The following is a 21,601-nucleotide window of genomic DNA, read 5'->3' as shown; positions in this document are numbered from 1 at the left end:
CCGTTACGCGTTCCCGTTGCTCTTCGCTGCCGGACGACGTGAGCGCGCCGGTTTACCCGCGTTACCTGCAGCCGGGCCGTTGTTGCCCGGACGACGCGGTGCACGCGCCTCGCCCTGTGGACGCGCGCCGCCGTTACCGGCGCTGGCACGCTGACCATTGCCGCCGCTGCGGCTGCGCGGTGCGTCAGCACCCTGCCCCGGCGCGCGGCCCTGGCCACGTCCGCGTGGCTGCTGCTGACGGCCATTCTGAATCGGCTCCGCCTTGATGCTCGGATCCGGCTCAAAGCCCGGCAGCGCAATGCGCGGAATTTCCCGCTTCAGCAGGCGCTCGATATCACGCAGCAGCTTGTGCTCGTCCACGCACACCAGCGACAGCGCAGCACCGGTAGCCGCGGCACGACCGGTACGGCCGATGCGGTGCACGTAATCTTCCGCCACGTTCGGCAGCTCGTAGTTGACCACATGCGGCAGCTCTTCGATATCCAGACCGCGCGCGGCAATATCCGTTGCCACCAGCACGCGAATGCCGCCGGTTTTGAAGTCGGCCAGCGCACGGGTACGCGCGCCCTGGCTCTTGTTGCCGTGGATCGCGGCGGCAGTGATGCCATCTTTGTTGAGCTGCTCAGCGAGGTGGTTAGCACCGTGCTTGGTGCGGGTGAACACCAGCACCTGCTGCCAGTTGTCGCGACCAATCATCAGCGACAGCAGTTCCCGTTTGCGCTTCTTATCGACAAAATGCACCTGCTGCGACACCTGCTCGGAAGCGGTGTTGCGGCGTGCCACTTCCACCTGTTCCGGGTTGGTGAGCAGTTTTTCCGCCAGCGCTTTGATCTCGTCCGAGAAGGTGGCAGAGAACAGCAGGTTCTGCCGTTTGGCCGGCAGTTTTGCCAGCACGCGGCGAATATCGTGGATGAAGCCCATGTCGAGCATGCGATCCGCTTCGTCCAGCACCAGGATTTCCACCTGCGACAGATCGACCGCATTCTGGTGCGCCAGATCGAGCAAACGCCCCGGCGTGGCGATCAGTACATCGACGCCGCCGCGCAGTTTCATCATCTGCGGATTAATGCTGACGCCGCCGAACACAACCAGCGAACGCATATTGAGGTACTGGCTGTATTCACGTACGTTTTCGCCAACCTGCGCCGCCAGTTCACGGGTTGGAGTGAGGATCAGCGCACGTACCGGACGGCGACCACGCGCCGCTGCCGGTTTTTCTGACAGACGCTGCAGCAGAGGCAGCGTGAAACCGGCGGTTTTACCCGTGCCGGTCTGGGCGCTCGCCAGCAGGTCACGACCGGCCAGCACCACGGGAATCGCCTGACGCTGGATTGGCGTCGGTTCACGGTAGCCCTGTTCTGCTACCGCACGCAAAATATCGGCATTCAAGCCGAGAGAGTCAAAAGACATGCAGGTGTATTACTCCGAACCGCCCTGATCGCGCTGCGCGATGTAGTTTTCAGGGGGGATATGACGCAGCCTCAAGGCCTGCGTGTGAAAAGGGCACAAACTACCATGCGTAAGAGCGGCAGTGTAGCAGCTTTCCGCAAGAACCGCGACCAGCAAAACGTGAGGGCGATGGGCCGCTGCGCGGTAGCGCATAAAAAAGGAGCCGCAGTGGGCTCCTCTTTTCTTGCTGGCACGTCCGCTTAGCTGCGTTTTTTCTGCACGCGCTGCGGTGGCTCTTTGGCCAGCAGCGACACCAGCGCCGGGCCCACCAGCATCACCACGCCCAGACAACCAATCAGCAGATTGTTGTGGATGAAGCGTGAAATCAGGAACAGCGTAAGCATCGCCGCGCCGAAGTAGTATGTCGTCGTTACTTCTTCCAGAGAGTCACCAAAGCGGCGCAAACGGGCACTACGCTGCAGGGCCAGCATGGTGATGAACACCAGCGCATAAGCTGCCACCAGGGTACTGCTCACTTCGACCAGTGCCTTATGTTTCCAGCCCCACACCAGCGCCGCGATCACCAGCAGGTGGGTCGCAATATGCAGGCAGGTTTGACCGGTAACAATCTGAACACGATTAGACCATTTCATTCTCTTCTCCTGGCAGACCCAACAGGTCGCCCAAGTGTATCTGACCGCAGCCAGACGGATTTCCTCAATGTAAAGCAAATTTCGGATAACACCCTAATTTTCTGTCTCCAGCACCACCCATTTGTGACAAAGACTACACTTTGTTCTGTTGATGATGAAAAGGAGCGCGTCGCAGTATGCCACAAAACACGCAAGGATCTTCATTTAAAGTCCTGACGATCAATACCCATAAGGGGTTCACCAGCTTTAACCGTCGCTTTATCCTGCCGGAACTGCGCGACGCAGTGCGCGCGACCTCGGCGGATATCGTCTTTTTACAGGAGGTGATGGGCACGCACGCCATCCACTCCGCACACATTGAAAACTGGCCGGAAAATTCGCACTACGAATACCTTGCCGACACCATGTGGCACGATTTCGCTTACGGCCGCAACGCGGTCTATCCCGAGGGCCATCACGGCAACGCGATACTGTCACGCTTTCCGATCACCGAATACCAAAACCGCGATATTTCTGTCGCCGGCAGTGAGAAACGCGGCATGTTGCACTGCCAGATCAGCCTGCCGGATCGGCCGGAACCGATTCACACGTTGTGCGTGCATCTCGGCCTGAAAGAGAAGCACCGTCTGGCGCAGATGCGCATGATGTGTGAACTGATTGAGTCGCTGCCACCGGATGCGCCCCTGGTGGTGGCCGGCGATTTTAATGACTGGCAGGTACGCGCTAATCGATTTTTACAGCGCGGAGCCGGTCTGCAGGAGGTGTTTAGCATGAAAAACGGTCGCCCGGCGCGCACCTTCCCGGCGCGCTTTCCGCTGCTGCGTCTCGATCGGATCTATATCCGTAATGCGTCGGTGAGCCAGCCGTGGGCGCTGCCGGTGAAACCCTGGTCACATCTGTCCGATCATGCCCCGCTGGCCGTGGAGATCTTTCTATGAATTTCAGCTGGCGCGAAGGTAACCAGCTGCGGCTGCTGGAAAATGGCGATCAATTCTTTCCGCGCGTCTCCGGCGGGATTCAGCGCGCCCAGCGTACGCTGCTGCTGGAGACGTTTATCCTGTTTGAAGATGAGGTCGGTAAGGCGCTGCACCGCGATCTGCTGGCCGCCGCGCAGCGCGGCGTTAAGGTGGAAGTGATGGTGGATGGCTACGGCTCGCCGGATCTTTCCACCCAGTACATCAACAGCCTGACCGAAGCAGGCGTGCGCTTTATCTATTACGATCCGCGTCCGCTGGTGATGGGCATGCGAACCAACGTGTTCCGCCGTCTGCATCGCAAAATTGTGGTGATTGATGAGGAGATTGCGTTTGTCGGCGGTATCAATTTCTCCGCCGAGCACAACACCGATTACGGACCGGAAGCCAAGCAGGATTACGCCGTGGAGGTGAAAGGGCCGGTGGTGCTGGATATCGCGCGCTATGTACAGCAGGCGATCGGCAGCGAACAGGTGACGCGCCGCTGGTGGGGCGCGCGCTCCCAGCGCCTGGCGGTGAACGCCCTGCCCGGGGATGCGCAGGTGCTGTTTGTCTACCGCGATAACGATGAGCACCGCGATGACATCGAACAGCACTATCTCGATATGCTGCGCAAGGCGAAGCAGGATGTGATTATCGCCAACGCCTACTTCTTCCCCGGCTATCGCCTGCTGCGGGAAATGCGCAGCGCGGCCCAGCGCGGTGTGCGCGTGCGGCTGATTGTGCAGGGTGAACCGGACATGCCGATTGTCAAAGTCGGCGCCGAGCTGCTGTACAACTATCTGGTGGATGCTGGCGTTGAAGTGTACGAATACTGCCGCCGCCCGCTGCATGGCAAAGTGGCGGTGCAGGATCAGCAATGGTCAACGGTCGGTTCCAGCAACCTCGACCCACTCAGCCTGTCGCTGAATCTCGAAGCCAACCTGATTATTCACGACCACGCCTTCAACCAGACGCTGCGCGATAACCTTGAGCAACTGCTGGCTGCGGACTGCGTGCGCGTCGATGAAGACAAACTGCCGCCGCGCACCTGGTGGCAGCTGACCAAAAGCGTCATCGTGTTCCATTTCCTGCGCCATTTCCCGGCCATCGCCGGCTGGCTGCCTGCCCATACGCCCCATTTGTCTCAGGTCGATCCGCCGGTGCAGCCGGAAATGGAAACCCAGGACCGGGTTGAAGCCGATAACGAAGGAGCGAAACCCTGATGAGCAAAAAGAACCCGCGCTGGCAGTTAGCGAAAAAAATTCTTACCTGGCTGTTCTTCATTGCGGTGATCGTGCTGCTGGTGGTTTACGCACGCAAGGTGAACTGGGAGGACGTGTATAAGGTCATCGTCGGCTATAACCGCTACGTGGTACTGAGCGCCGCCGCGTTAGTGGTGGTGAGCTACCTCACCTATGGTCTGTACGATTTGATTGGCCGCGCCTACTGCGGGCATAAGCTGGCGAAACGTCAGGTGATGCTGGTGTCATTCATCTGTTACGCCTTTAACCTGACGCTGAGCACCTGGGTGGGCGGTGTGGCGATGCGCTATCGCCTCTATTCGCGCCTCGGCCTGCCCGGCGGCACTATCACGCGCATCTTTTCACTGAGTATTGCCACCAACTGGCTCGGCTACATTTTGCTTGGCGGCGTAGTGTTTGTCTCCGGTATGGTGCCGATTCCGCCCGGCTGGTTCATCGGCGAAGGCACGCTACGGGTGATTGGTGCGGTACTGCTGGCGATGGTGGCGGTTTATCTGTGGGCCTGTGCTTTCGCGAAGAAGCGCCGCTGGACGGTAAAGGGCCAGCATCTGCAGCTGCCCTCACTGCGCATGGCGCTGTTTCAGTTTGCCGTTTCCTGCGCCAACTGGATGGTGATGGGCACCATTATCTGGCTGCTGCTGGCGCGTGAAGTGGATTATCCCATCGTGCTGGGCGTGCTGTTAATCAGCAGTATTGCCGGGGTGATTATTCATATTCCGGCGGGCATTGGCGTGCTGGAAGCGGTGTTCCTCGCGCTGCTCAGCGGCCAGCATGCTTCGCACGGTGAGATTATCGCCGCGCTGCTGGCTTATCGCGTGCTCTATTTTATTCTGCCGCTGCTGCTGGCACTGGTGCTGTATCTGTGGCTGGAGAGCCGCGCGAAGCATTTACGGCAGAAGAATGAGCGCAAGATGGCGGCGCGATAAGGCGTGCCAGGCGGAGGCTGAATAACGCTTAATACATTGCGCCGCTACGGAGAAGGTGAAACGGGCTGATAAGTACAAACCGTTCACCTTGCCGTAGCGGCGCGATTATTTTCACAGCCTTAATGGCTGGTTACTTTTAGCGACGGTTACCGAAAATCCGCAGCAGCATCAGGAACAGGTTGATGAAATCGAGATACAGCGTCAGCGCGCCCATGATGGAGAAGCGGCGCAGATTCTCTTTATCGTTAACATCAATGCCCTCACCGATGGCTTTCAGCTTCTGCGTGTCATAAGCCGTCAGGCCCACAAACACCACCACGCCGATATAGGTAATCGCCCACATCAGCGCCGGGCTTTTCAGCCAGAAGTTCACCAGCGACGCCAGCAGAATGCCGATCAGCGCCATAAACAGCAGGCTGCCGAAGCGGCTCAGGTCGCGTTTAGTGGTGTAGCCGTAAAAGCTCATGGCACCAAACATGCCCGCGGTAACAAAGAAGGTACTGGCGATCGACGAGTAGGTATAAACAAGGAAAATACTCGCCATTGTCAGCCCGGTCAGCGCGGAATAGAGCATAAACAGCCCGGTCGCCACGGCGCCGCTCATGCGCTGCACCATGCCGGAAAGCACGAACACCAGCGCCAGCTGCGCGATAATCAGGCCGAAGAAGGTGATGCGATTGGCAAACACCAGCTCCATGACGGCAGGCGTGCGCGCGGCAAACCACGACACAAATGCCGTCAGCAGTAAACCGCAGGTCATCCAGCCATACACCTGCGCCATATAGGTTTGCAGCCCGGTCGATGCCTGCTGCACGATTGAACCATTACGTGGATATCGATCCATGATGCACCTCTTTAAAAGTTACTGATAACGTCAGTGTGAAGTGTACACCACCGATCGTCAACGGCGCGTCATACACTGCTGATATCGCCCGTCAACCCGCTGGGCAAACCACGCGGTGGTGAGATTACGGGTAATTTTCGGGCTCTCCAGCTTAATGCCCGGCAGCACTTCGCGCGGCAGACGTTTTCCCGCCATCTTATCGGCGAGGATAAAGGTCTGTTTCCACAGCGTGCTGTCGCTGAAGCTTTCGCTGTCGCCCTTCTCCAGATCGCGGCGAATTTCCCGCGGGCTCATGTCCAGCTGTTTCGCCAGCGTGCGCACCGCCAGTTCGGTGGCACTCGCCTGTTTGCTGCCGTAGCGGATCAGGTCGCCGTCCAGCGCCAGTTTGATGCCGCTGGCACGCGCCACCGCAGCCTGGAACGCGGCGTTGCGGCTGGCGTACCAGCCGGCGTTGAAGTCGGCGAAGCGGTACAGCGGCTGGCTGTACTCCACCGGATAGCCCAGCAGGTGCAGCGTGCCGAAGTAGATACCGCCGCGCCGGCTGAACACTTCGCGCCGGATTGAACCGTCAATCGGGTATGGATAGCCCTGCGCATGCGCTTCGGCAAAGGCAATGCTGACCTGCATCGGCCCGCCGGTGTGGATTGGGTTGAGATTACCGAACAACTTCTGCCCCATCGGCACCATATCGATAAAGTCATCGAAAATGGCGCTCAGCTCTTTCTCGCTGTGCACCTTATCGAGACGTGCCGCGTAGCTCTCGCCATTGGAGGATTTGATCAGTAACGCGGTGCGCACCAGAAACGCCGGCACGTGCACGCTGGCGGCGCGGCGGTCAATTTCCGCCCAGGCGATTTTTGGCAGACCCGGCACGGTGGCATCGGCGCTGAAGTTAGATTCCTGATCGGTCACGGCGATCACCGCGCAAATGTTGCTGGCGCTGGCGTCGATGTGCTGCACGCGCAGCGCGGTATAGATGTCGTCGGCCCAGGCCGATTTTTGCGTCACATGGGCGGGCAGCAATTGCTGAATCTGCGCTTTCACGTCAGCGGGCTGGCGGGCCGGCAGCTGCGGCTCCTTTTTGGTGCTGCATCCGGCCAGCACCAGCGCAGCCAGTAGCGCTGCGCCGCGTAATATCGTGTTGGTGTTCATCCTGCTCCCTGATAAGCCAGCAAAAACCGTACCTTACCGTTTTCGTGGTCTGGCGGCTATCAGCGCAGGCGGATTTTGCGCGCTAGTTCCAGCGTTCGGCGGCCTGATGGTCGCTGTCGCGGGCATCGACCCAGCGATCACCCTGCGCGGTGGCTTCGCGCTTCCAGAACGGCGCGCGGGTTTTCAGGTAATCCATGATGAATTCACTGGCGGCAAAGGCGCTGCCGCGATGGGCGCTGCTGACGCCAACGAACACGATCTCCTCACCGGGGAACAGTTCGCCCACGCGATGAATCACCGTCACCTGCTGCAGCGCCCAGCGCTGACGCGCATCCGCCACAATCTCCTCCAGCGCTTTTTCCGTCATGCCGGGATAGTGCTCCAGCGTTAGCGCGGCCACGCTGTCGCCGAGATTGTGATTGCGGACTTTGCCGGTGAAGGTGACGACCGCGCCGTCGCTGTCATGCGCCGCCAGCAGCGCATACTCGTCGCCAACGTTAAACGGCGCGCTGCCGACGCGAATTCGGGTTGTCATGCTCAGCCTCCGGTAACCGGCGGGAAGAACGCCACTTCATCGCCGGCGCGCAGCGGATGGTTCATCGGCACCAGCGTCTGATTCACCGCCGCCAGCAGCTTGCCGGACTCCAGCGCCAGCGCCCAGCGATCGCTTTTCTGCGCCAGCGCAGCGCGCAGCGTGGCGACATCAGCATACTCTGCCGCCAGATCCAGCGCGGCGGTGCCGGTCAGTTCGCGCACCTGGGCAAAAAACAGCACCTTAATCATGGCGCACCGCCTGGAAATCACCGGATTTACCGCCGCTTTTGCTCAGCAGCCGCAGCTGGTCGATGACGATATCTTTCTGCACCGCTTTGCACATGTCGTAGATGGTCAGCGCCGCGACCGAGGCGGCGGTCAGCGCTTCCATTTCCACGCCGGTTTTGCCGCTCAGGCGACAGCGCGAGGTAATGCGTACGCGGCTGTGCTCCGGCTCAGCCACCAGCGTCACCTCGACTTTGCTCAGCATCAGCGGATGGCACAGCGGAATCAGTTCCCAGGTGCGCTTCGCCGCCTGAATACCGGCAATGCGTGCGGTGGCAAAAACATCGCCTTTGTCATGGCTGCCGTCGAGGATCATTTGCAGCGTGGCAGGCTGCATCAGCACCAGCGCTTCCGCCTGCGCTTCTCGCACGGTGTCAGTTTTACCGGAGACGTCCACCATGTGGGCTTCGCCGGCCGCGTTGATATGGGTTAACGAGGACATACTTATAACTTCTTCAAATGTGAGACAAAATTACACGGACGCGTACGCGCATCCAGCTGGGCTTCGATGATCCGCTCCCACGCGCTGCGGCAGGCACCGGTTGAGCCCGGCACGGCAAAAATCAGCGTCTGGTTAGCCAGGCCGGCCACCGCGCGTGACTGCAGCGTCGCGCTGCCGATCTCCTCGTAGGAGATCATGCGGAACAGTTCGCCAAAGCCGTCAATTTCGCGGTCCAGCAGCGGCAGCAGCGCTTCCGGCGTACTGTTTTTACTGTTAAAGCCGGTACCGCCGTTAATCAGCACCACCTGCACATCTTCACTGGCGATCCAGCGCGACACCGTGGCGCGGATGCGATAACGGTTGTCCGGGACGATGGCGTGATCAACCACCTGATGCCCGGCTTCGGTCAGCGCCTCACGCAGATAGTCGCCGGAGCTGTCACTGCTGGCGTCGCGGCTGTCAGAGACGGTCATCACCGCCGCATTTAAGGCGACAAAATCGCCGGAAGGTTTACCCATGGCCGTAACTCCTGTGTTTAGCCACCAATGAAGGAGAGGTTCTGCGTGATGCCGGTATTGCCCTGATGCAGGAAATGCGTCTGCTTCTTCTGCCCGAGGCTGTGAGCGATGCGCGCCTGCAGCTCGGCCTGCTGATCGTCGGAGGCCAGCAGATCGCGCAGCGGCACGCCGCCGTCGCCAAACAGGCACAGATGCAGGTTACCGATCGCCGATACGCGCAGGCGATTACAGCTGGCGCAGAAATCTTTTTCATACGGCATGATCAGGCCGACTTCACCCTGATAATCCGGATGGCGGAACACCTGGGCCGGACCATCGCTGCGGCCGCGCGGCTGGCGCTGCCAGCCCTGCATGATCAGCTGATCGCGAATCACCTCGCCGGACACATGATGACGGCGGAACAGATCGCCGCCCTCGCCGGTTTCCATCAGCTCGATAAAGCGCAGCTGAATCGGCCGGGTGCGGATCCACGCCAGAAAGGTCTCCAGGCTGTGGCTGTTGACGTCGCGCATCAACACGCTGTTGACTTTGACGGTGCTGAAACCGGCATCAAAGGCCGCATCAATCCCCGCCATGACTTCGTGAAACTTGTTCTGCCCGGTAATGGCGTGAAACTGCCGTGCGTCGAGGCTGTCGACGCTGACATTGATATGGGTGAGGCCTGCCGCACGCCAGGCGCCGACGTCGCGCGCCATGCGGTAGCCATTGGTGGTCATGGCGATCTGGCGGATTGCCGCGTTGTCGCGCACGGCGGCAATGATATCGGTGAAGTCGCGCCGCATCGAGGGTTCGCCGCCGGTCAGGCGCACTTTTTCGGTGCCCGCCGCCGCAAAGGCACGCGTCACGCGACGAATCTCATCCAGCGAGAGAAAACTTTTGTTGTGCACGCCGTTCGGCCGGTAGCCGTCGGGCAGGCAGTAGGTACAACGGAAGTTACACACATCCGTGACCGACAGGCGCAGATAATAAAAGCTGCGCGCATAGGCATCTGTAAATTGTGGCACCTGAACACCTTTCCAAAGTACGGGAGATGCAGTCATTTCTTTCTGCACCCTGGCAGCTCGCGGCTGCGGCCAGGCATCCATATCACACGACTTAGGAACGCAAGGCTTGGGAGTCTGTTGTCATTGTGGACAACACGGTTAAAGCAAATGGTAGCGCGATTTGACGCTCGCATCCATCGGCATTTATCGCTATATATATTGATACATAACGTTATTTCACCGCATTTTCGCGACAGGATACGGTAAAATGCGCGACAGATATTGATACACATCAGTTGAACGCCGTCTGCACCTCACGTGCGGCGTTTTAAGGAGCAGCATGAATCGTACCCTGGCAGATTTGGATCGCGTGGTGGCACTCGGTGGCGGCCACGGCCTTGGCCGCGTGATGTCGGCGCTGGCGCCGCTGGGCTCACGCCTGACCGGCATCGTCACCACCACCGACAACGGTGGATCCACCGGCCGCATACGCCGTTCAGAAGGCGGCATTGCCTGGGGCGACATGCGCAACTGCATTAATCAGCTGATCACCGAACCCAGCGTGGCCTCTGCCATGTTCGAGTATCGCTTTACCGGCAACGGCGAACTGGCCGGGCATAATCTGGGCAATCTGATCCTGAAAGCGCTCGATCACCTCAGCGTGCGTCCGCTGGAAGCCATCAATATTATCCGCAATCTGCTGAAGGTGGATGCGTTTCTGATTCCGATGTCGGAGCAGCCGGTGGACCTGGTCGCGCAGGATAGCGAAGGCAATATGGTGTACGGTGAAACGGCGATTGACGAAATGAAGCAGGCGCCGGAAGAGCTGATGCTGCACCCTAATGTGGTGCCGACGCGTGAAGCGCTGGACGCCGTCGCCGAGGCCGATTTGATCCTGATTGGTCCCGGCAGCTTTTACACCAGCCTGATGCCGATTCTGCTGATGGAGGAGATGGCACGCGCGCTGCGCCGGACGCCCGCCACCATGGTGTTCATCGGTAATCTCGGGCGCGAACTGAGTCCGGCGGCGGCCAGCCTGACGGTCGCCGACAAGCTGGCGATGATGGAAAAAGCCATTGGCAAACGGGTGATTGACGCTGTAGTGGTCGGCCCGTCAGCAGACACGCGCGGCGTCACTGAGCGGTTGATCGTGCGCGAACCGCTGGAAGCCGCAGATATCCGCTATCGTCACGACCGCCAGCTGCTGCGCCGCGCGCTGGAGCATGCCATTCAGGCGGTTTAGCCGGCGCGCAACGCGACCGCCGGCTTCACATTAAGAGGCGGCGATAAACAGTTCACGCAGCTCGTGCAGCTGGTCGCGCACCCGCGCGGCCTCTTCGAACTCCAGGTTCTGCGCGTGCTGCTGCATCTGCCCTTCCAGCTCGTGGATCTTCTTCTGCATGGCCTGTAGCGTGAGCGCCAGATAGCTGGCCTCAGCTTCGGCGGCAGTGCGTGAAGTCGTTTTACCTTTGCCGCGCGTTTTCACCACGTTTTTGCCCAGCTCAAGAATATCGGTGATTTTCTTGTTCAGGCCCTGCGGCACAATGCCCCGCTCTTCGTTATAACGCTGCTGCTTCTCGCGGCGGCGCTCGGTCTCTTCCATCGCCCGCGCCATCGACGGCGTGATCTTATCTGCGTAGAGAATCGCTCTGCCGTTGACGTTACGCGCCGCGCGTCCGATGGTCTGAATCAGCGAGCGCTCGGAGCGCAGGAAGCCCTCTTTATCGGCGTCCAGAATCGCCACCAGCGACACTTCCGGCATATCCAGCCCTTCGCGCAGCAGGTTGATCCCCACCAGCACGTCAAACTCCCCGAGACGCAGATCGCGAATGATCTCCATACGCTCAACGGTATCAATGTCGGAGTGCAGATAGCGCACCTTCTCGCCGTGCTCTTCAAGATACTCGGTGAGGTCTTCGGCCATGCGCTTGGTCAGCGTAGTGACCAGCACGCGCTCGTTGATTTCGACGCGCTTGCGGATCTCCGACAGCAGATCGTCGACCTGGGTCGCCACCGGACGCACCTCAAGGATCGGATCGAGCAGACCGGTAGGCCGCACCACCTGATCGATAACGTCGCCGCCCGATTTCTCCAGCTCGTAGTTACCTGGCGTGGCCGAGACGTAAATGGTCTGCGGTGCCAGCGCTTCAAACTCTTCAAAGCGCAGCGGACGGTTGTCCAGCGCCGACGGCAGGCGGAAACCGTACTCCACCAGCGTCTCTTTACGCGCGCGGTCACCGCGATACATGCCGCCAATCTGCGGAATAGTCACGTGGGATTCATCGACCACCAGCAGGCCATCCGCCGGCAGGTAATCAAACAGCGTCGGCGGCGGCTCGCCGGGTCCGCGTCCGGAGAGATAGCGCGAATAGTTTTCAATGCCCGAACAGTAGCCGAGTTCGTTCATCATTTCGAGGTCGAACTGGGTGCGCTGGGTGATGCGCTGCTCTTCCAGCAGTTTGTTGTTCTCCAGCAGCACTTTGCGCCGCACCGCCAGCTCATCCTTAATCTCTTCCATCGCCTGCAGAATACGCTCGCGCGGCGTGACGTAGTGCGTTTTCGGGTAGATGGTGAAACGCGGAATCACCGAGATCACCTGGCCGGTCAGCGGGTCGAACAGCGACAGGCGCTCAACCTCTTCATCAAACAGCTCTACACGCAGACCAATGTCATCGGATTCCGCCGGGAAGATATCGATCACTTCGCCGCGCACGCGGAAGGTGCCGCGCTGGAAAACCTGATCGTTGCGGGTGTACTGCAGTTCGGCGAGGCGGCGCAGAATGCTGCGCTGGTCGATGATCATGCCGCGCGTCAGATGCAGCATCATTTTCAGGTAGAGATCGGGATCGCCCAGGCCGTAGATAGCAGAAACCGACGCCACCACAATCACGTCGCGGCGCTCCAGCATCGCTTTAGTGGCAGAGAGACGCATCTGCTCAATGTGCTCGTTTACCGCCGCATCTTTCTCGATGAAGGTATCCGAACTGGGCACGTAGGCTTCCGGCTGATAGTAGTCGTAGTAGGAGACGAAGAACTCGACGGCATTATCCGGAAAGAACTCTTTCATCTCGCCATACAGCTGTGCCGCCAGCGTTTTATTCGGAGCCATAACCATGGTCGGCCGGTTGAGATCGGCAATGACGTTGGCGATGGTAAAGGTTTTTCCTGAACCGGTAACCCCCAGCAGCGTCTGATGCGCCAGTCCATCCTCCAGCCCTTCTTCAAGGCGACGAATCGCCTCAGGCTGATCGCCTGAAGGTTTGAAAGCGGAGTTGAGTTTAAAGGCTTTACTCATGGTATTACGGTTCCTGCTGAAGAAGTCGGCGGGCAGGCTGGTAATTCTACTCTGCTATGGCGATTTTGCCAGAAAAAAATACTGGATATAATTACAGATATACTGCACGATGATGGGGAGATGCCGCGATTCGCTTCAGCGTAATTTATGCGGTAATCCGGAAGCATTTGTTGCGCAAGGTTATCCCCAGACGAGCAACGCTTTTAACAATTGTCAATAGAGCGTCATTAAATTGCAGTCTGATGACAAGCCAGACAATTCTCAGGCTTGCTTTTAAATAACCTGCTGATTTAAAAGACTTTGACTCAAAAGCCCAGTTTCGCAGCATTATGTATGCAACCCGCGTATTTCCTCGCTTGCGCCCGGTTTTCAGTCGCTAATGCACAAGGTTATCCACAGGAATAGTGGATAACTGAATCCAGCCCCACGTCCATCGGCTGTGTATAATTTTCCCCTCGCTTATCCTGCCGTGCGAAAAAATTTTTTTTGCGATTTTTTTTCCATCATCCCGCGCGGCTTTAACTATTCTTTTGGCGTACCCCATCGTGCCGTAACGGGAAAAAGCCCAGCGTTAAGGCCACTTATTTCTTCAGTCCCTGCCTTATGACAGCACAGATGCACCAGAAACGTTAAGCAGTCAGCACCGTCAAAGTGCAGGCGAGTTATTACTGTGGGCAATTGTTAAGCTTTTCTCATCAATTATGGCGAGTTTCGCTGCCTTTTACCCCGATTGAGGCTGCTTTGGCGGATCTGGCCTGGGAATTGCAGTGAATTAACGGTGGAGTGACGAGTCCATGCCGGCAGGATGAACAAGCGCCGCCGGCGACAGCAGTGTCCCAATAGCCATTGTGCATGACTGTATGCCAGACGACACAGAGCGGGAGCATTCAGGCGAATAATCTGGAAGGAGAATGTCAGATGCTGAGTTTACGTTCGGTGAATCAATTTTACGGTCAGAACCATATTTTATGGGATGTGGATCTCGATCTGCCGCCAGGCACCTGCACCGGCGTGCTGGGCAGCCCGGGGATGGGCAAAACCACGCTGGTGAACTGTATTATGGGTCGCCTGCCCATTAATAGTGGATCGATGACCTGGCAGGAAGACGGCGCGCCGCCGGAAAACCTGCTGCTGCAGCCTGCTGAGCAGCGCGCGCGCATGGGCATCGGCTACGTACCACAGGGACGCCACATCTTTTCCCAGATGAGCGTGGAAGATAACCTGCTGATTGCGCTGATGGCGGCACAGGACGATCGCAGCCGCGCCATTCCCGAGATGGTGTTCGATCTGTTTCCGGCGCTCTACTCGCTGCGTCATCAGCGCAGCGGCGAACTGCCGATGGATCAGCAGCAGCAGCTGGCCCTGGCGCGCGCGCTGGTGCTGCAGCCCAAACTATTGATCCTCGATGAACCCACCGAAGGCATGTCGCCGTGGCTGGAGGAGGAGATGGGGAATCTGATTCGCCGCCTGAACCGCGACTATGGCCTGACGATTCTGCTGCTGGAACAGCATGTGTCGTTCATTCGCCGCGTGGCAGACTATTTTCTGCTGCTGCATCGTGGCCGCAACGTGGCGCAGGGCAGCGTGGCGCAGCTGGATGATGTAACGGTGAGTAAGTGGTTAACGGCCACCTAGCGTTGGTAGCGTGCGGCGCAGAGTGCTGCGCCGCCGCGCCATTTACTGTGGCAGGGTAAGGTAACGGCCACAGTCGGCCTGCTGTGCCGCGCTGCTCAGCCACGGAATCTCACCGAGGAACGGGGCCGCAATGCGCTGTTGTAGCGTCGCCAGATATTCCGCATGTCGCTTACCCGGCGGCTGGATGTCATTGGCAATCCAGCCGGCGAGGCGCAACCCGCGCGCCTTCACCGCTTCCGCCGTCAGCATGGCGTGGTTGATGCAGCCGAGCTTCACGCCGACCACCAGAATCACCGGCAGCTGCTCGGCGGCGACCCAGTCGGCGTAAGTTTGCGTCGCGGACAACGGCGTGAACCAGCCGCCCGCGCCTTCCACCAGCACCCATTCAGCCTGCTGTTCCAGCGCGCGTAAGCCAGCGGAGAGCTGCGCAAATTCAATCGGTCTGCCCTCTTCTGCGCTGACGATATGCGGCGACGTCGGTTCGATGAACGCCAGCGGGTTTACCTGCTCATAGCTCAGCGCCAGGCTGCTGTAGCGCTGCAGCGCCAGCGCGTCGCTGTTGCGCACGCCGTCGGGCGTGACCTCGCAGCCGGAGGCCACCGGTTTGTAGCCAGCAGTGCGTAATCCCGCAGCGCTGGCCGCCTGCAACAGGGCGCCGCTGGCGACCGTTTTGCCCACTTCGGTGTCAGTTCCGGTAATAAACCAGCGTGTCATTTTTGTAAAACTCCATACATCAGGTGATAACTGAGACGATAGCCGTGCGCATCCTGCGGCCAGTGCTGCTCCAGCTGCGCCAGCTGCGGGCGCGTCAGCAGGGCCGCGTGTCGCCCATCGTGCAAGTGCGTCGCGCCGATGCCTTTTAGCGAGCGCATGGCGCTGAGCGCGCTGGGGAAATGCAGCGTGACGATCTGCGTCTGGCTGCGCAGCGGCAGGCCCGCGGTCGCCAGGGCAAAGGCATCGCCGCTGAGGAAGCGATTGGCGTGACGCCGACCATCGATCTGCGCCCACGCCTGGTGCACCTCCTGCAGCGAGCCGTCGAGCAGCGTCGAGAACAGCACGCTGCCGCCCGGGCGCGTCACGCGCAGAAACTGCTGCAGCGCGGTGCGCAGATCGCTGCTCCACTGCACCGCCAGGTTGCTCCAGACGCCGTCGACGCTGTTATCCGCCAGCGGTAACTGGTCGATATCGCCCTGTAAATAGTCGTGCGCCGAGTGCTGTTCGCGCGCCGTCTGCAGCATCGCCGGTGACAGATCCAGCGCGCAGACCTGGCGACCGCGATCGCGCCAGTAGCGGCTGAACCAGCCGGTGCCGCAGCCGGCATCCAGCAGCTGCGGGCCAAATCCGGCCGGCGCCAGCGCCAGCAGCGCCTCGCCGCTCTGGCGCTGCAGCTGGGCATGCTGTTCGTAGTGCGCGGCCGCCCGGCCAAACGCCTGCGCCACCGCCTGTTTATTCACCTGCAGCGTCATACAGTGCCTCCAGCAACGCGTCGATATCTTCGGGATGATGCGCGGCGGTGAGCGTAATGCGCAGCCGCGCGGTACCCGGCGGCACCGTCGGTGGCCGGATCGCGCTCACCCAGCAACCGGCCTGCGCCAGCCGCTGCGCCAGCGCCAGCGCGGCACGGTTTTCGCCAACGATCAGCGGCTGAATGGCGCTGTCAGAGGCCATCAGCTGCCACGGCAACTGCGCAGCGCCCGCGCGAAAGCGGGCAATATTTTGCTGCAACCGCGCGCGCAGCGCGTCGCCCTGCTGGATCTGCTGCAGCGCCGCCAGCAGCGCACAGCACTGCGCCGGCGGCATGGCGGTGGAATAGATTAAATGGCGCGAGAACTGCTCGACGTAATCTGCGGTGGCGTCATCACACAGCAGCGCGGCGCCGCTGACGCCAAAGCCTTTACCAAAGGTCACCACCAGCAGTTCCGGTTTCACCTGCTGCTGCCAGCAGCTGCCGCGCCCCTGCTCACCGGTGACGCCAATGCCGTGCGCATCGTCCACCAGCAGCCAGCCGCCCGCGCGCCGGGTTTCGGCGGCAAGTTCAGCCAGCGGCGCACTGTCGCCATCCATGCTGAATACGCCCTCGGTCACCACCAGCGTGCCGCCTTCCGCGCGCGTCGCCAGCAGTTTCGCCAGGCTGGCCGGCTGGTTGTGGGCAAAACGGCGCAGCGTTGCCGGACTGTGACTGGCGGCATCCAGCAGCGAGGCGTGCGCCAGTTTGTCAGCGATAATGCGATCCGACTTTTGCGCCAGCAGATGGATCACTGCCTGGTTGGCGGCAAAGCCGGAGATAAACAGCAGCGCGCGCGGGTAGCCGAGCCAGGTCGCCAGCTGCTGCTCCAGCTGCGCATGGTGACGGCTGTAGCCGGTGACGTGGCCGGAAGCGCCGGCACCGACGCCCGCCTCGCACACGCCCTGCTGCCAGGCAGTCATCACCGCCGGATGCTGGCTCAGGCCGAGGTAATCATTACTGGAGAAGTGGCGATAGCGCTGCCCGTCGAGGGTAATTTCACGCACGCTGTTGTGCTCAATGCGCCGCCGCTGCCGCCAGCCGTCGGCGGCACGCTGCGCCGTCAGCGCCTGCGCAATACGTTCAGACCACATTTACACGGCCGCGTTATAGAACTGCGCGCTGTCGGCGTGCAGCAACTGCTCGCTGAGCTGATGCTGCTGTTCGTTATCGCCCGCAGTCGTGGCGGTGTGCTCCGGATTCAGGCCCAGCTTGCGGAACAGGATCAGATCTTTGTCCTCTTCCGGGTTCGGCGTGGTCAGCAGCTTGCAGCCGTAGAAAATTGAGTTGGCACCCGCCATGAAGCACATCGCCTGGGTCTGTTCGCTCATCTGCTCGCGACCGGCCGACAGGCGCACGTGCGAGGTTGGCATCATGATGCGCGCCACGGCAATGGTGCGGATAAAGTCGAACGGCTCGACGTCATCGTTATCCGCCAGCGGCGTGCCTTTGACTTTCACCAGCATGTTAATCGGCACGCTCTCCGGCGGCGTGGGCAGGTTGGCCAGCTGCACCAGCAATCCGGCGCGGTCGTTAACCGTTTCGCCCAGCCCGACAATGCCGCCTGAACACACTTTGATGCCGGCGTTGCGCACTTTATCCAGCGTATCAAGACGCTCCTGATAGGTACGGGTGGTGATGATGCTGCCGTAAAACTCCGGCGAGGTGTCGAGGTTATGGTTGTAAAAATCGAGCCCGGCGCTGGCCAGCCGCTGCGCCTGATCGTGGTCGAGCGTTCCCAGCGTCATGCAGGTTTCCATGCCCATGGCTTTCACGCCCTGCACCATCTGCTCCAGGTACGGCATGTCGCGCTCGTGCGGGTTTTTCCACGCTGCGCCCATGCAGAAGCGGCTGGAGCCGGCTGCTTTGGCCTTGCGCGCCGATTCCAGCACCGCTTCCACCTCCATCAGGCGCTCGGTTTCCAGCCCGGTTTTGTAACGCGCGCTCTGCGGACAGTATTTACAGTCTTCCGGACAGGCGCCGGTTTTGATCGACAGCAGCGTGCTGACCTGCACCTGACGCGGGTCGAAGTGCTGGCGGTGCACCTGCTGTGCTTCAAACATCAGCTCGAGAAAAGGTTTATCAAATAGCGCCTGAGCCTGAGCCAGTGTCCAGCGATTAGCCATTGCTTACTCCAAAAAAGGGGGTTCATCCTGACGATTAACGTGGTTATACTTGTAAACTAAATCTTTTCAAAATGGTTTACAAGACAGATGTTCACACAGGACGACCTCCGCTTTGACCGCCAGCATATCTGGCATCCTTACACCTCAATGCGCGATCCGCTGCCGTGCTACCCGGTGGTGGCCGCGCACGGCTGCACGCTGCAGCTGGCCGATGGACGTGAGCTGGTCGACGGCATGTCGTCGTGGTGGGCAGCGATCCACGGCTATAACCATCCGCGCCTCAATCAGGCGTTGCAGCAGCAGATGGCGCAGATGTCACACGTGATGTTCGGCGGCATCACCCATCCGCCAGCCGTGGAGCTGAGCCGCCAGCTGATCGCCATGACGCCCGAGGCGCTGGAGTGCGTGTTCCTCGCCGATTCCGGCTCGATCGCCGTCGAAGTGTCGATGAAAATGGCGCTGCAGTACTGGCTGGGACGCGGAGAGACGCGGCAGAAATTCCTCACGCTGCAGCGCGGTTATCACGGCGATACGTTTGCCGCCATGTCGGTCTGCGATCCGGAAAACTCCATGCACAGCCTGTGGCGCGGCTACCTGCCCGAGCATCTGTTCGCCCGCGCGCCGCAGTGTGGCTTTGACGATGACTGGGATGACAACGATATTGCCGATTTCGCCCGGCTGGCCGAACAGCACCATCGCAGCATTGCCGCGGTAATTCTGGAACCTATCGTGCAGGGTGCCGGCGGCATGCGCTTTTACCATCCACGCTATCTGCAACAGGTGCGGGCGCTGTGCGATCGCTACGGTTTGTTGCTGATCGCCGATGAGATCGCCACCGGCTTCGGCCGCAGCGGCAAGCTGTTTGCCTGCGAGCACGCCGGCATCACGCCGGACATTTTGTGCCTCGGCAAGGCGCTGACCGGCGGCACCCTGACACTTTCCGCCACCCTGACCACGCGCGACGTCGCCGATACCATCAGCCGCAGCGCGGCAGGCTGCTTTATGCATGGTCCGACCTTTATGGGCAATCCGCTGGCCTGTGCGGTGGCGGTTGAAAGCCTGAAGCTGATAAACGAAGGGCACTGGCCGGCGCAGGTGGCGGCGATTGAGCAGCAGCTGCGAACGGAACTGCTGCCGCTGCGTGACCATCCGATGGTGGCGGATGCGCGCGTGCTGGGGGCGATTGGCGTGATTGAGACCCATCAGCCGGTGAACATGGCGGCGCTGCAGCAGTTCTTCGTGGAACGCGGCGTATGGATTCGCCCGTTCGGTAAGCTGATTTACCTGATGCCACCTTATCTGATTTCTGCCGCACAGCTGACGCAACTGACGGCGGCGTTAAGCGCTGCACTGGCGGTGGACGGCCACTTTCAGCCCTGACACCGCTGGCACTCGCCGCCATTTTCCACCATCATGGAGAGCAGTACACAACAGGAAAGGAGAGATCATGCGCGTAGTGAGCCAGGATTTTAACGATGGCGATAAAATGCCCGAGCGCCACGTGTTTAACGGCATGGGTTACCAGGGCGATAACCTGTCGCCGCACCTGGCATGGGATGAAGTGCCGGCCGGCACTAAAAGCTTTGTGGTGACCTGCTACGATCCGGATGCCCCGACCGGCTCCGGCTGGTGGCACTGGGTGGTCGCTAATATTCCGGCTGAGGTGACCGTGCTGTCACAGGGCGCCGGTTCCGGCGTGGCGGAACTGCCGGAGGGTGCCATTCAGACACGCACCGATTTCGGCCAGAGCGGTTACGGTGGCGCAGCGCCGCCGCAGGGCGAATCGCATCGCTACATCTTTACGGTGCATGCGCTGGACGTGGAGAAAATTGAGGTGGACGAAGGTGCCAGCGGCGCGATGGTCGGCTTCAACGTGCACTTCCACGCGCTGGCCAGCGCATCGATCACGGTGAAATACGCCTGATTACATAAGGTGCGCATCGCTGCGCACCCCGGCAGAGGTCGCCGTAGATGGCGACCCTGCATGACTCAGGAGCGTTCCTCAGTCCAGCGCGTGAATCACTACCCACATCGGCCCCTGACCCACGGCGTAACGCGCCAGCGGTTGCAGCAGGCCACGCTCGCCAATGCGATAGACTTCAATGTGATGCGATTTCTGCCCCGCCGCCACCAGATACTGACCGCTGCCGTCAATGTTAAAGCCACGCGGCTGAGTTTCGGTCGGCTGATAACCTTCAATCGTCAGCACCGAGCCGTCCTCACTGATACTGAACACGGTCAGCGTGCTGCTGGTGCGGTCACAGGCATACAGGAAGCGACCGTCCGGGGTGATATGGATATCCGCTGCCCAGCGTGTGTCGCTGAAGCCTGGCGGCATGATATCAAGGCTCTGCACGCGCTCGACCTGGCCGTTAACATTATTCAGCGCCCAGACGTCGACGGTGCTGTCCAGTTCGTTAACCACATAGCCATAGGCGCCGTTCGGGTGGAACGCCATATGACGCGGGCCGGCGCCTTCTACGGTGGTCACCTGCGGCTGCGCGCGCGGTGCCAGCGTGCCGTCCGCCTGCAGCTGATACAGGCAGATGCGATCCTGTTTCAGCGCCGGCACAAACAGCGTCTGGTTGCTGAGGTCGATATTCGCCGAATGGCAGCCCTCCAGCCCGTTAATCACCTGCAGCGGCGCCTGCGGCAGGCCGTCGCTGCCAATCGGGCTGATGCTGACGCAGGCATCGTTATAGGAGCCGCAGAACAGATAGTTGCCCTGGCGGTCGGTAGAAATGTGAGTCGGGCTGCCCGGCAGCGGCGCTTCACCGGCCAGGCTCAACGTACCGTCGGCCGCAATGCGGTACGCCAGTACGCGAAAATTCGGACGCACGCCGACATAGAGAAAATCTTTCTTCGGGCTCACCACCATCGGCTGCACCTGGCCGGCCACATCCGTGACCTGCAATAACGTCAGTGCGCCATCTTCCTGCATCTGCCAGGCGTGGATCTGCTGGCTCTCGGGACTGGCGGTATACACGACTTGTTTCATGCGTTTTCCTTATTCGCTGCCTGATGAAAAACAGTAACTGTAGCGCGTTTCACCGCCGCGCGCTGGGCTGATTTGTGCCCTGCTTTTTGTCTCAGGGCC

22 protein-coding genes and 1 riboswitch are annotated in these 21,601 nt (G+C 60.2%); of the genes, 7 read left to right on the top strand and 15 right to left on the bottom strand.

The annotated features are described in order from the left end of the window. Nucleotides 1-3 precede the first annotated feature (3 nt). Together rhlE and F3J36_RS15645 are read right to left on the bottom strand one after the other, a co-directional pair. Complete coding sequence (rhlE, locus tag F3J36_RS15650; protein ID WP_021508484.1) at nucleotides 4-1,410, bottom strand: ATP-dependent RNA helicase RhlE; 1,407 nt, start codon at nucleotides 1,408-1,410, stop codon at nucleotides 4-6. A gap of 239 nt (nucleotides 1,411-1,649) precedes the next feature. Further along, entirely contained in the window at nucleotides 1,650-2,042 is a 393-nt protein-coding gene (locus F3J36_RS15645) for a YbhQ family protein (RefSeq protein WP_021508485.1), read from the bottom strand. Nucleotides 2,043-2,218: 176 nt separating this feature from the next. Here F3J36_RS15645 and F3J36_RS15640 point away from each other — a divergent pair, with 176 nt between their 5' ends. From F3J36_RS15640 to F3J36_RS15630, 3 genes are read left to right on the top strand one after another with little or no spacing between them, the layout of a single operon-like run. Then, nucleotides 2,219-2,980, top strand: a complete 762-nt coding sequence (locus F3J36_RS15640) for an endonuclease/exonuclease/phosphatase family protein (protein ID WP_021508486.1) — start codon at nucleotides 2,219-2,221, stop codon at nucleotides 2,978-2,980. Next, nucleotides 2,977-4,221 (top strand): cardiolipin synthase ClsB, encoded by a 1,245-nt coding sequence (clsB, locus tag F3J36_RS15635; protein WP_166719990.1) that lies wholly within the window; start codon nucleotides 2,977-2,979, stop codon nucleotides 4,219-4,221. The genes F3J36_RS15640 and clsB overlap by 4 nt, the downstream gene beginning before the upstream one ends. Beyond that, nucleotides 4,221-5,186, top strand: a complete 966-nt coding sequence (locus F3J36_RS15630; RefSeq protein ID WP_058757844.1) for a lysylphosphatidylglycerol synthase domain-containing protein — start codon at nucleotides 4,221-4,223, stop codon at nucleotides 5,184-5,186. Before clsB ends, F3J36_RS15630 begins: the two co-directional genes overlap by 1 nt. 136 nt (nucleotides 5,187-5,322) lie before the next feature. Here F3J36_RS15630 and F3J36_RS15625 read toward each other — a convergent pair whose 3' ends face one another. The 7 genes from F3J36_RS15625 to moaA all read right to left on the bottom strand — a co-directional run bounded on the left by F3J36_RS15625 (nucleotide 5,323) and on the right by moaA (nucleotide 9,965). Next, complete coding sequence (locus F3J36_RS15625) at nucleotides 5,323-6,030, bottom strand: Bax inhibitor-1/YccA family protein (protein ID WP_021508489.1); 708 nt, start codon at nucleotides 6,028-6,030, stop codon at nucleotides 5,323-5,325. A gap of 57 nt (nucleotides 6,031-6,087) precedes the next feature. Further along, nucleotides 6,088-7,182, bottom strand: a complete 1,095-nt coding sequence (locus tag F3J36_RS15620) for a DUF1615 domain-containing protein (RefSeq protein ID WP_166719989.1) — start codon at nucleotides 7,180-7,182, stop codon at nucleotides 6,088-6,090. A gap of 82 nt (nucleotides 7,183-7,264) precedes the next feature. Continuing rightward, nucleotides 7,265-7,717 (bottom strand): molybdopterin synthase catalytic subunit MoaE, encoded by a 453-nt coding sequence (gene moaE, locus F3J36_RS15615; protein WP_166719988.1) that lies wholly within the window; start codon nucleotides 7,715-7,717, stop codon nucleotides 7,265-7,267. Between the two features lie 2 nt (nucleotides 7,718-7,719). Beyond that, entirely contained in the window at nucleotides 7,720-7,965 is a 246-nt protein-coding gene (gene moaD / locus F3J36_RS15610; RefSeq protein WP_021508492.1) for a molybdopterin synthase sulfur carrier subunit, read from the bottom strand. Further along, nucleotides 7,958-8,443 carry a cyclic pyranopterin monophosphate synthase MoaC gene (moaC, locus tag F3J36_RS15605; protein ID WP_058757847.1) on the bottom strand — a complete coding sequence of 162 codons (486 nt, stop codon included), beginning with the start codon at nucleotides 8,441-8,443 and terminating at the stop codon, nucleotides 7,958-7,960. The genes moaD and moaC overlap by 8 nt, the downstream gene beginning before the upstream one ends. Nucleotides 8,444-8,445: 2 nt before the next feature. Then, the gene (gene moaB, locus F3J36_RS15600; protein ID WP_166719987.1) at nucleotides 8,446-8,961 is read right to left on the bottom strand and encodes a molybdenum cofactor biosynthesis protein B; all 516 of its coding nucleotides are present in this window, start codon (nucleotides 8,959-8,961) and stop codon (nucleotides 8,446-8,448) included. A 17-nt stretch (nucleotides 8,962-8,978) separates the two neighbouring features. Then, the gene (moaA, locus tag F3J36_RS15595; RefSeq protein ID WP_021508495.1) at nucleotides 8,979-9,965 is read right to left on the bottom strand and encodes a GTP 3',8-cyclase MoaA; all 987 of its coding nucleotides are present in this window, start codon (nucleotides 9,963-9,965) and stop codon (nucleotides 8,979-8,981) included. Next, nucleotides 9,954-10,090: riboswitch (molybdenum cofactor riboswitch) on the bottom strand. (Overlaps the previous gene by 12 nt.) 194 nt (nucleotides 10,091-10,284) lie before the next feature. On the opposite strand from moaA, the gene yvcK reads away from it, so the two are divergent. Next, entirely contained in the window at nucleotides 10,285-11,187 is a 903-nt protein-coding gene (gene yvcK, locus F3J36_RS15590; protein ID WP_021508496.1) for a uridine diphosphate-N-acetylglucosamine-binding protein YvcK, read from the top strand. Between the two features lie 30 nt (nucleotides 11,188-11,217). Here yvcK and uvrB read toward each other — a convergent pair whose 3' ends face one another. Then, the gene (gene uvrB / locus F3J36_RS15585; RefSeq protein WP_166719986.1) at nucleotides 11,218-13,239 is read right to left on the bottom strand and encodes an excinuclease ABC subunit UvrB; all 2,022 of its coding nucleotides are present in this window, start codon (nucleotides 13,237-13,239) and stop codon (nucleotides 11,218-11,220) included. Nucleotides 13,240-14,157: 918 nt separating this feature from the next. Here uvrB and F3J36_RS15580 point away from each other — a divergent pair. Beyond that, a complete protein-coding gene (locus F3J36_RS15580) occupies nucleotides 14,158-14,874 on the top strand; it encodes an ABC transporter ATP-binding protein (protein ID WP_021508499.1) in 717 nt (238 codons plus the stop codon). A 42-nt stretch (nucleotides 14,875-14,916) separates the two neighbouring features. Here F3J36_RS15580 and bioD read toward each other — a convergent pair whose 3' ends face one another. The 4 genes from bioD to bioB are packed head-to-tail and all read right to left on the bottom strand — an operon-like array spanning nucleotide 14,917 to nucleotide 18,504. Next, the gene (gene bioD, locus F3J36_RS15575) at nucleotides 14,917-15,588 is read right to left on the bottom strand and encodes a dethiobiotin synthase (protein WP_058775301.1); all 672 of its coding nucleotides are present in this window, start codon (nucleotides 15,586-15,588) and stop codon (nucleotides 14,917-14,919) included. Beyond that, a complete protein-coding gene (gene bioC / locus F3J36_RS15570) occupies nucleotides 15,585-16,340 on the bottom strand; it encodes a malonyl-ACP O-methyltransferase BioC (protein ID WP_166719985.1) in 756 nt (251 codons plus the stop codon). The genes bioD and bioC overlap by 4 nt, the downstream gene beginning before the upstream one ends. Then, the gene (gene bioF, locus F3J36_RS15565) at nucleotides 16,321-17,472 is read right to left on the bottom strand and encodes an 8-amino-7-oxononanoate synthase (RefSeq protein ID WP_166719984.1); all 1,152 of its coding nucleotides are present in this window, start codon (nucleotides 17,470-17,472) and stop codon (nucleotides 16,321-16,323) included. The genes bioC and bioF overlap by 20 nt, the downstream gene beginning before the upstream one ends. After that, the gene (gene bioB, locus F3J36_RS15560) at nucleotides 17,473-18,504 is read right to left on the bottom strand and encodes a biotin synthase BioB (protein WP_058757850.1); all 1,032 of its coding nucleotides are present in this window, start codon (nucleotides 18,502-18,504) and stop codon (nucleotides 17,473-17,475) included. 87 nt (nucleotides 18,505-18,591) lie between these two features. Between bioB and bioA the strand changes: the two genes are divergently transcribed. Both bioA and F3J36_RS15550 read left to right on the top strand, forming a co-directional pair. Continuing rightward, a complete protein-coding gene (gene bioA / locus F3J36_RS15555; protein WP_021508504.1) occupies nucleotides 18,592-19,884 on the top strand; it encodes an adenosylmethionine--8-amino-7-oxononanoate transaminase in 1,293 nt (430 codons plus the stop codon). 67 nt (nucleotides 19,885-19,951) lie between these two features. Further along, nucleotides 19,952-20,428, top strand: a complete 477-nt coding sequence (locus F3J36_RS15550; RefSeq protein ID WP_058781275.1) for a kinase inhibitor — start codon at nucleotides 19,952-19,954, stop codon at nucleotides 20,426-20,428. A gap of 78 nt (nucleotides 20,429-20,506) precedes the next feature. Here the strand turns inward: F3J36_RS15550 and pgl are convergent, their stop codons facing one another. Next, entirely contained in the window at nucleotides 20,507-21,502 is a 996-nt protein-coding gene (pgl, locus tag F3J36_RS15545; protein WP_166719983.1) for a 6-phosphogluconolactonase, read from the bottom strand. Between the last annotated feature and the right edge of the window lie 99 nt (nucleotides 21,503-21,601).

This window comes from Pantoea sp. Cy-640, assembly GCF_011752635.1.
Lineage (GTDB): Bacteria > Pseudomonadota > Gammaproteobacteria > Enterobacterales > Enterobacteriaceae > Pantoea > Pantoea dispersa.
This window is presented reverse-complemented; position numbering and strand designations above follow the sequence as displayed.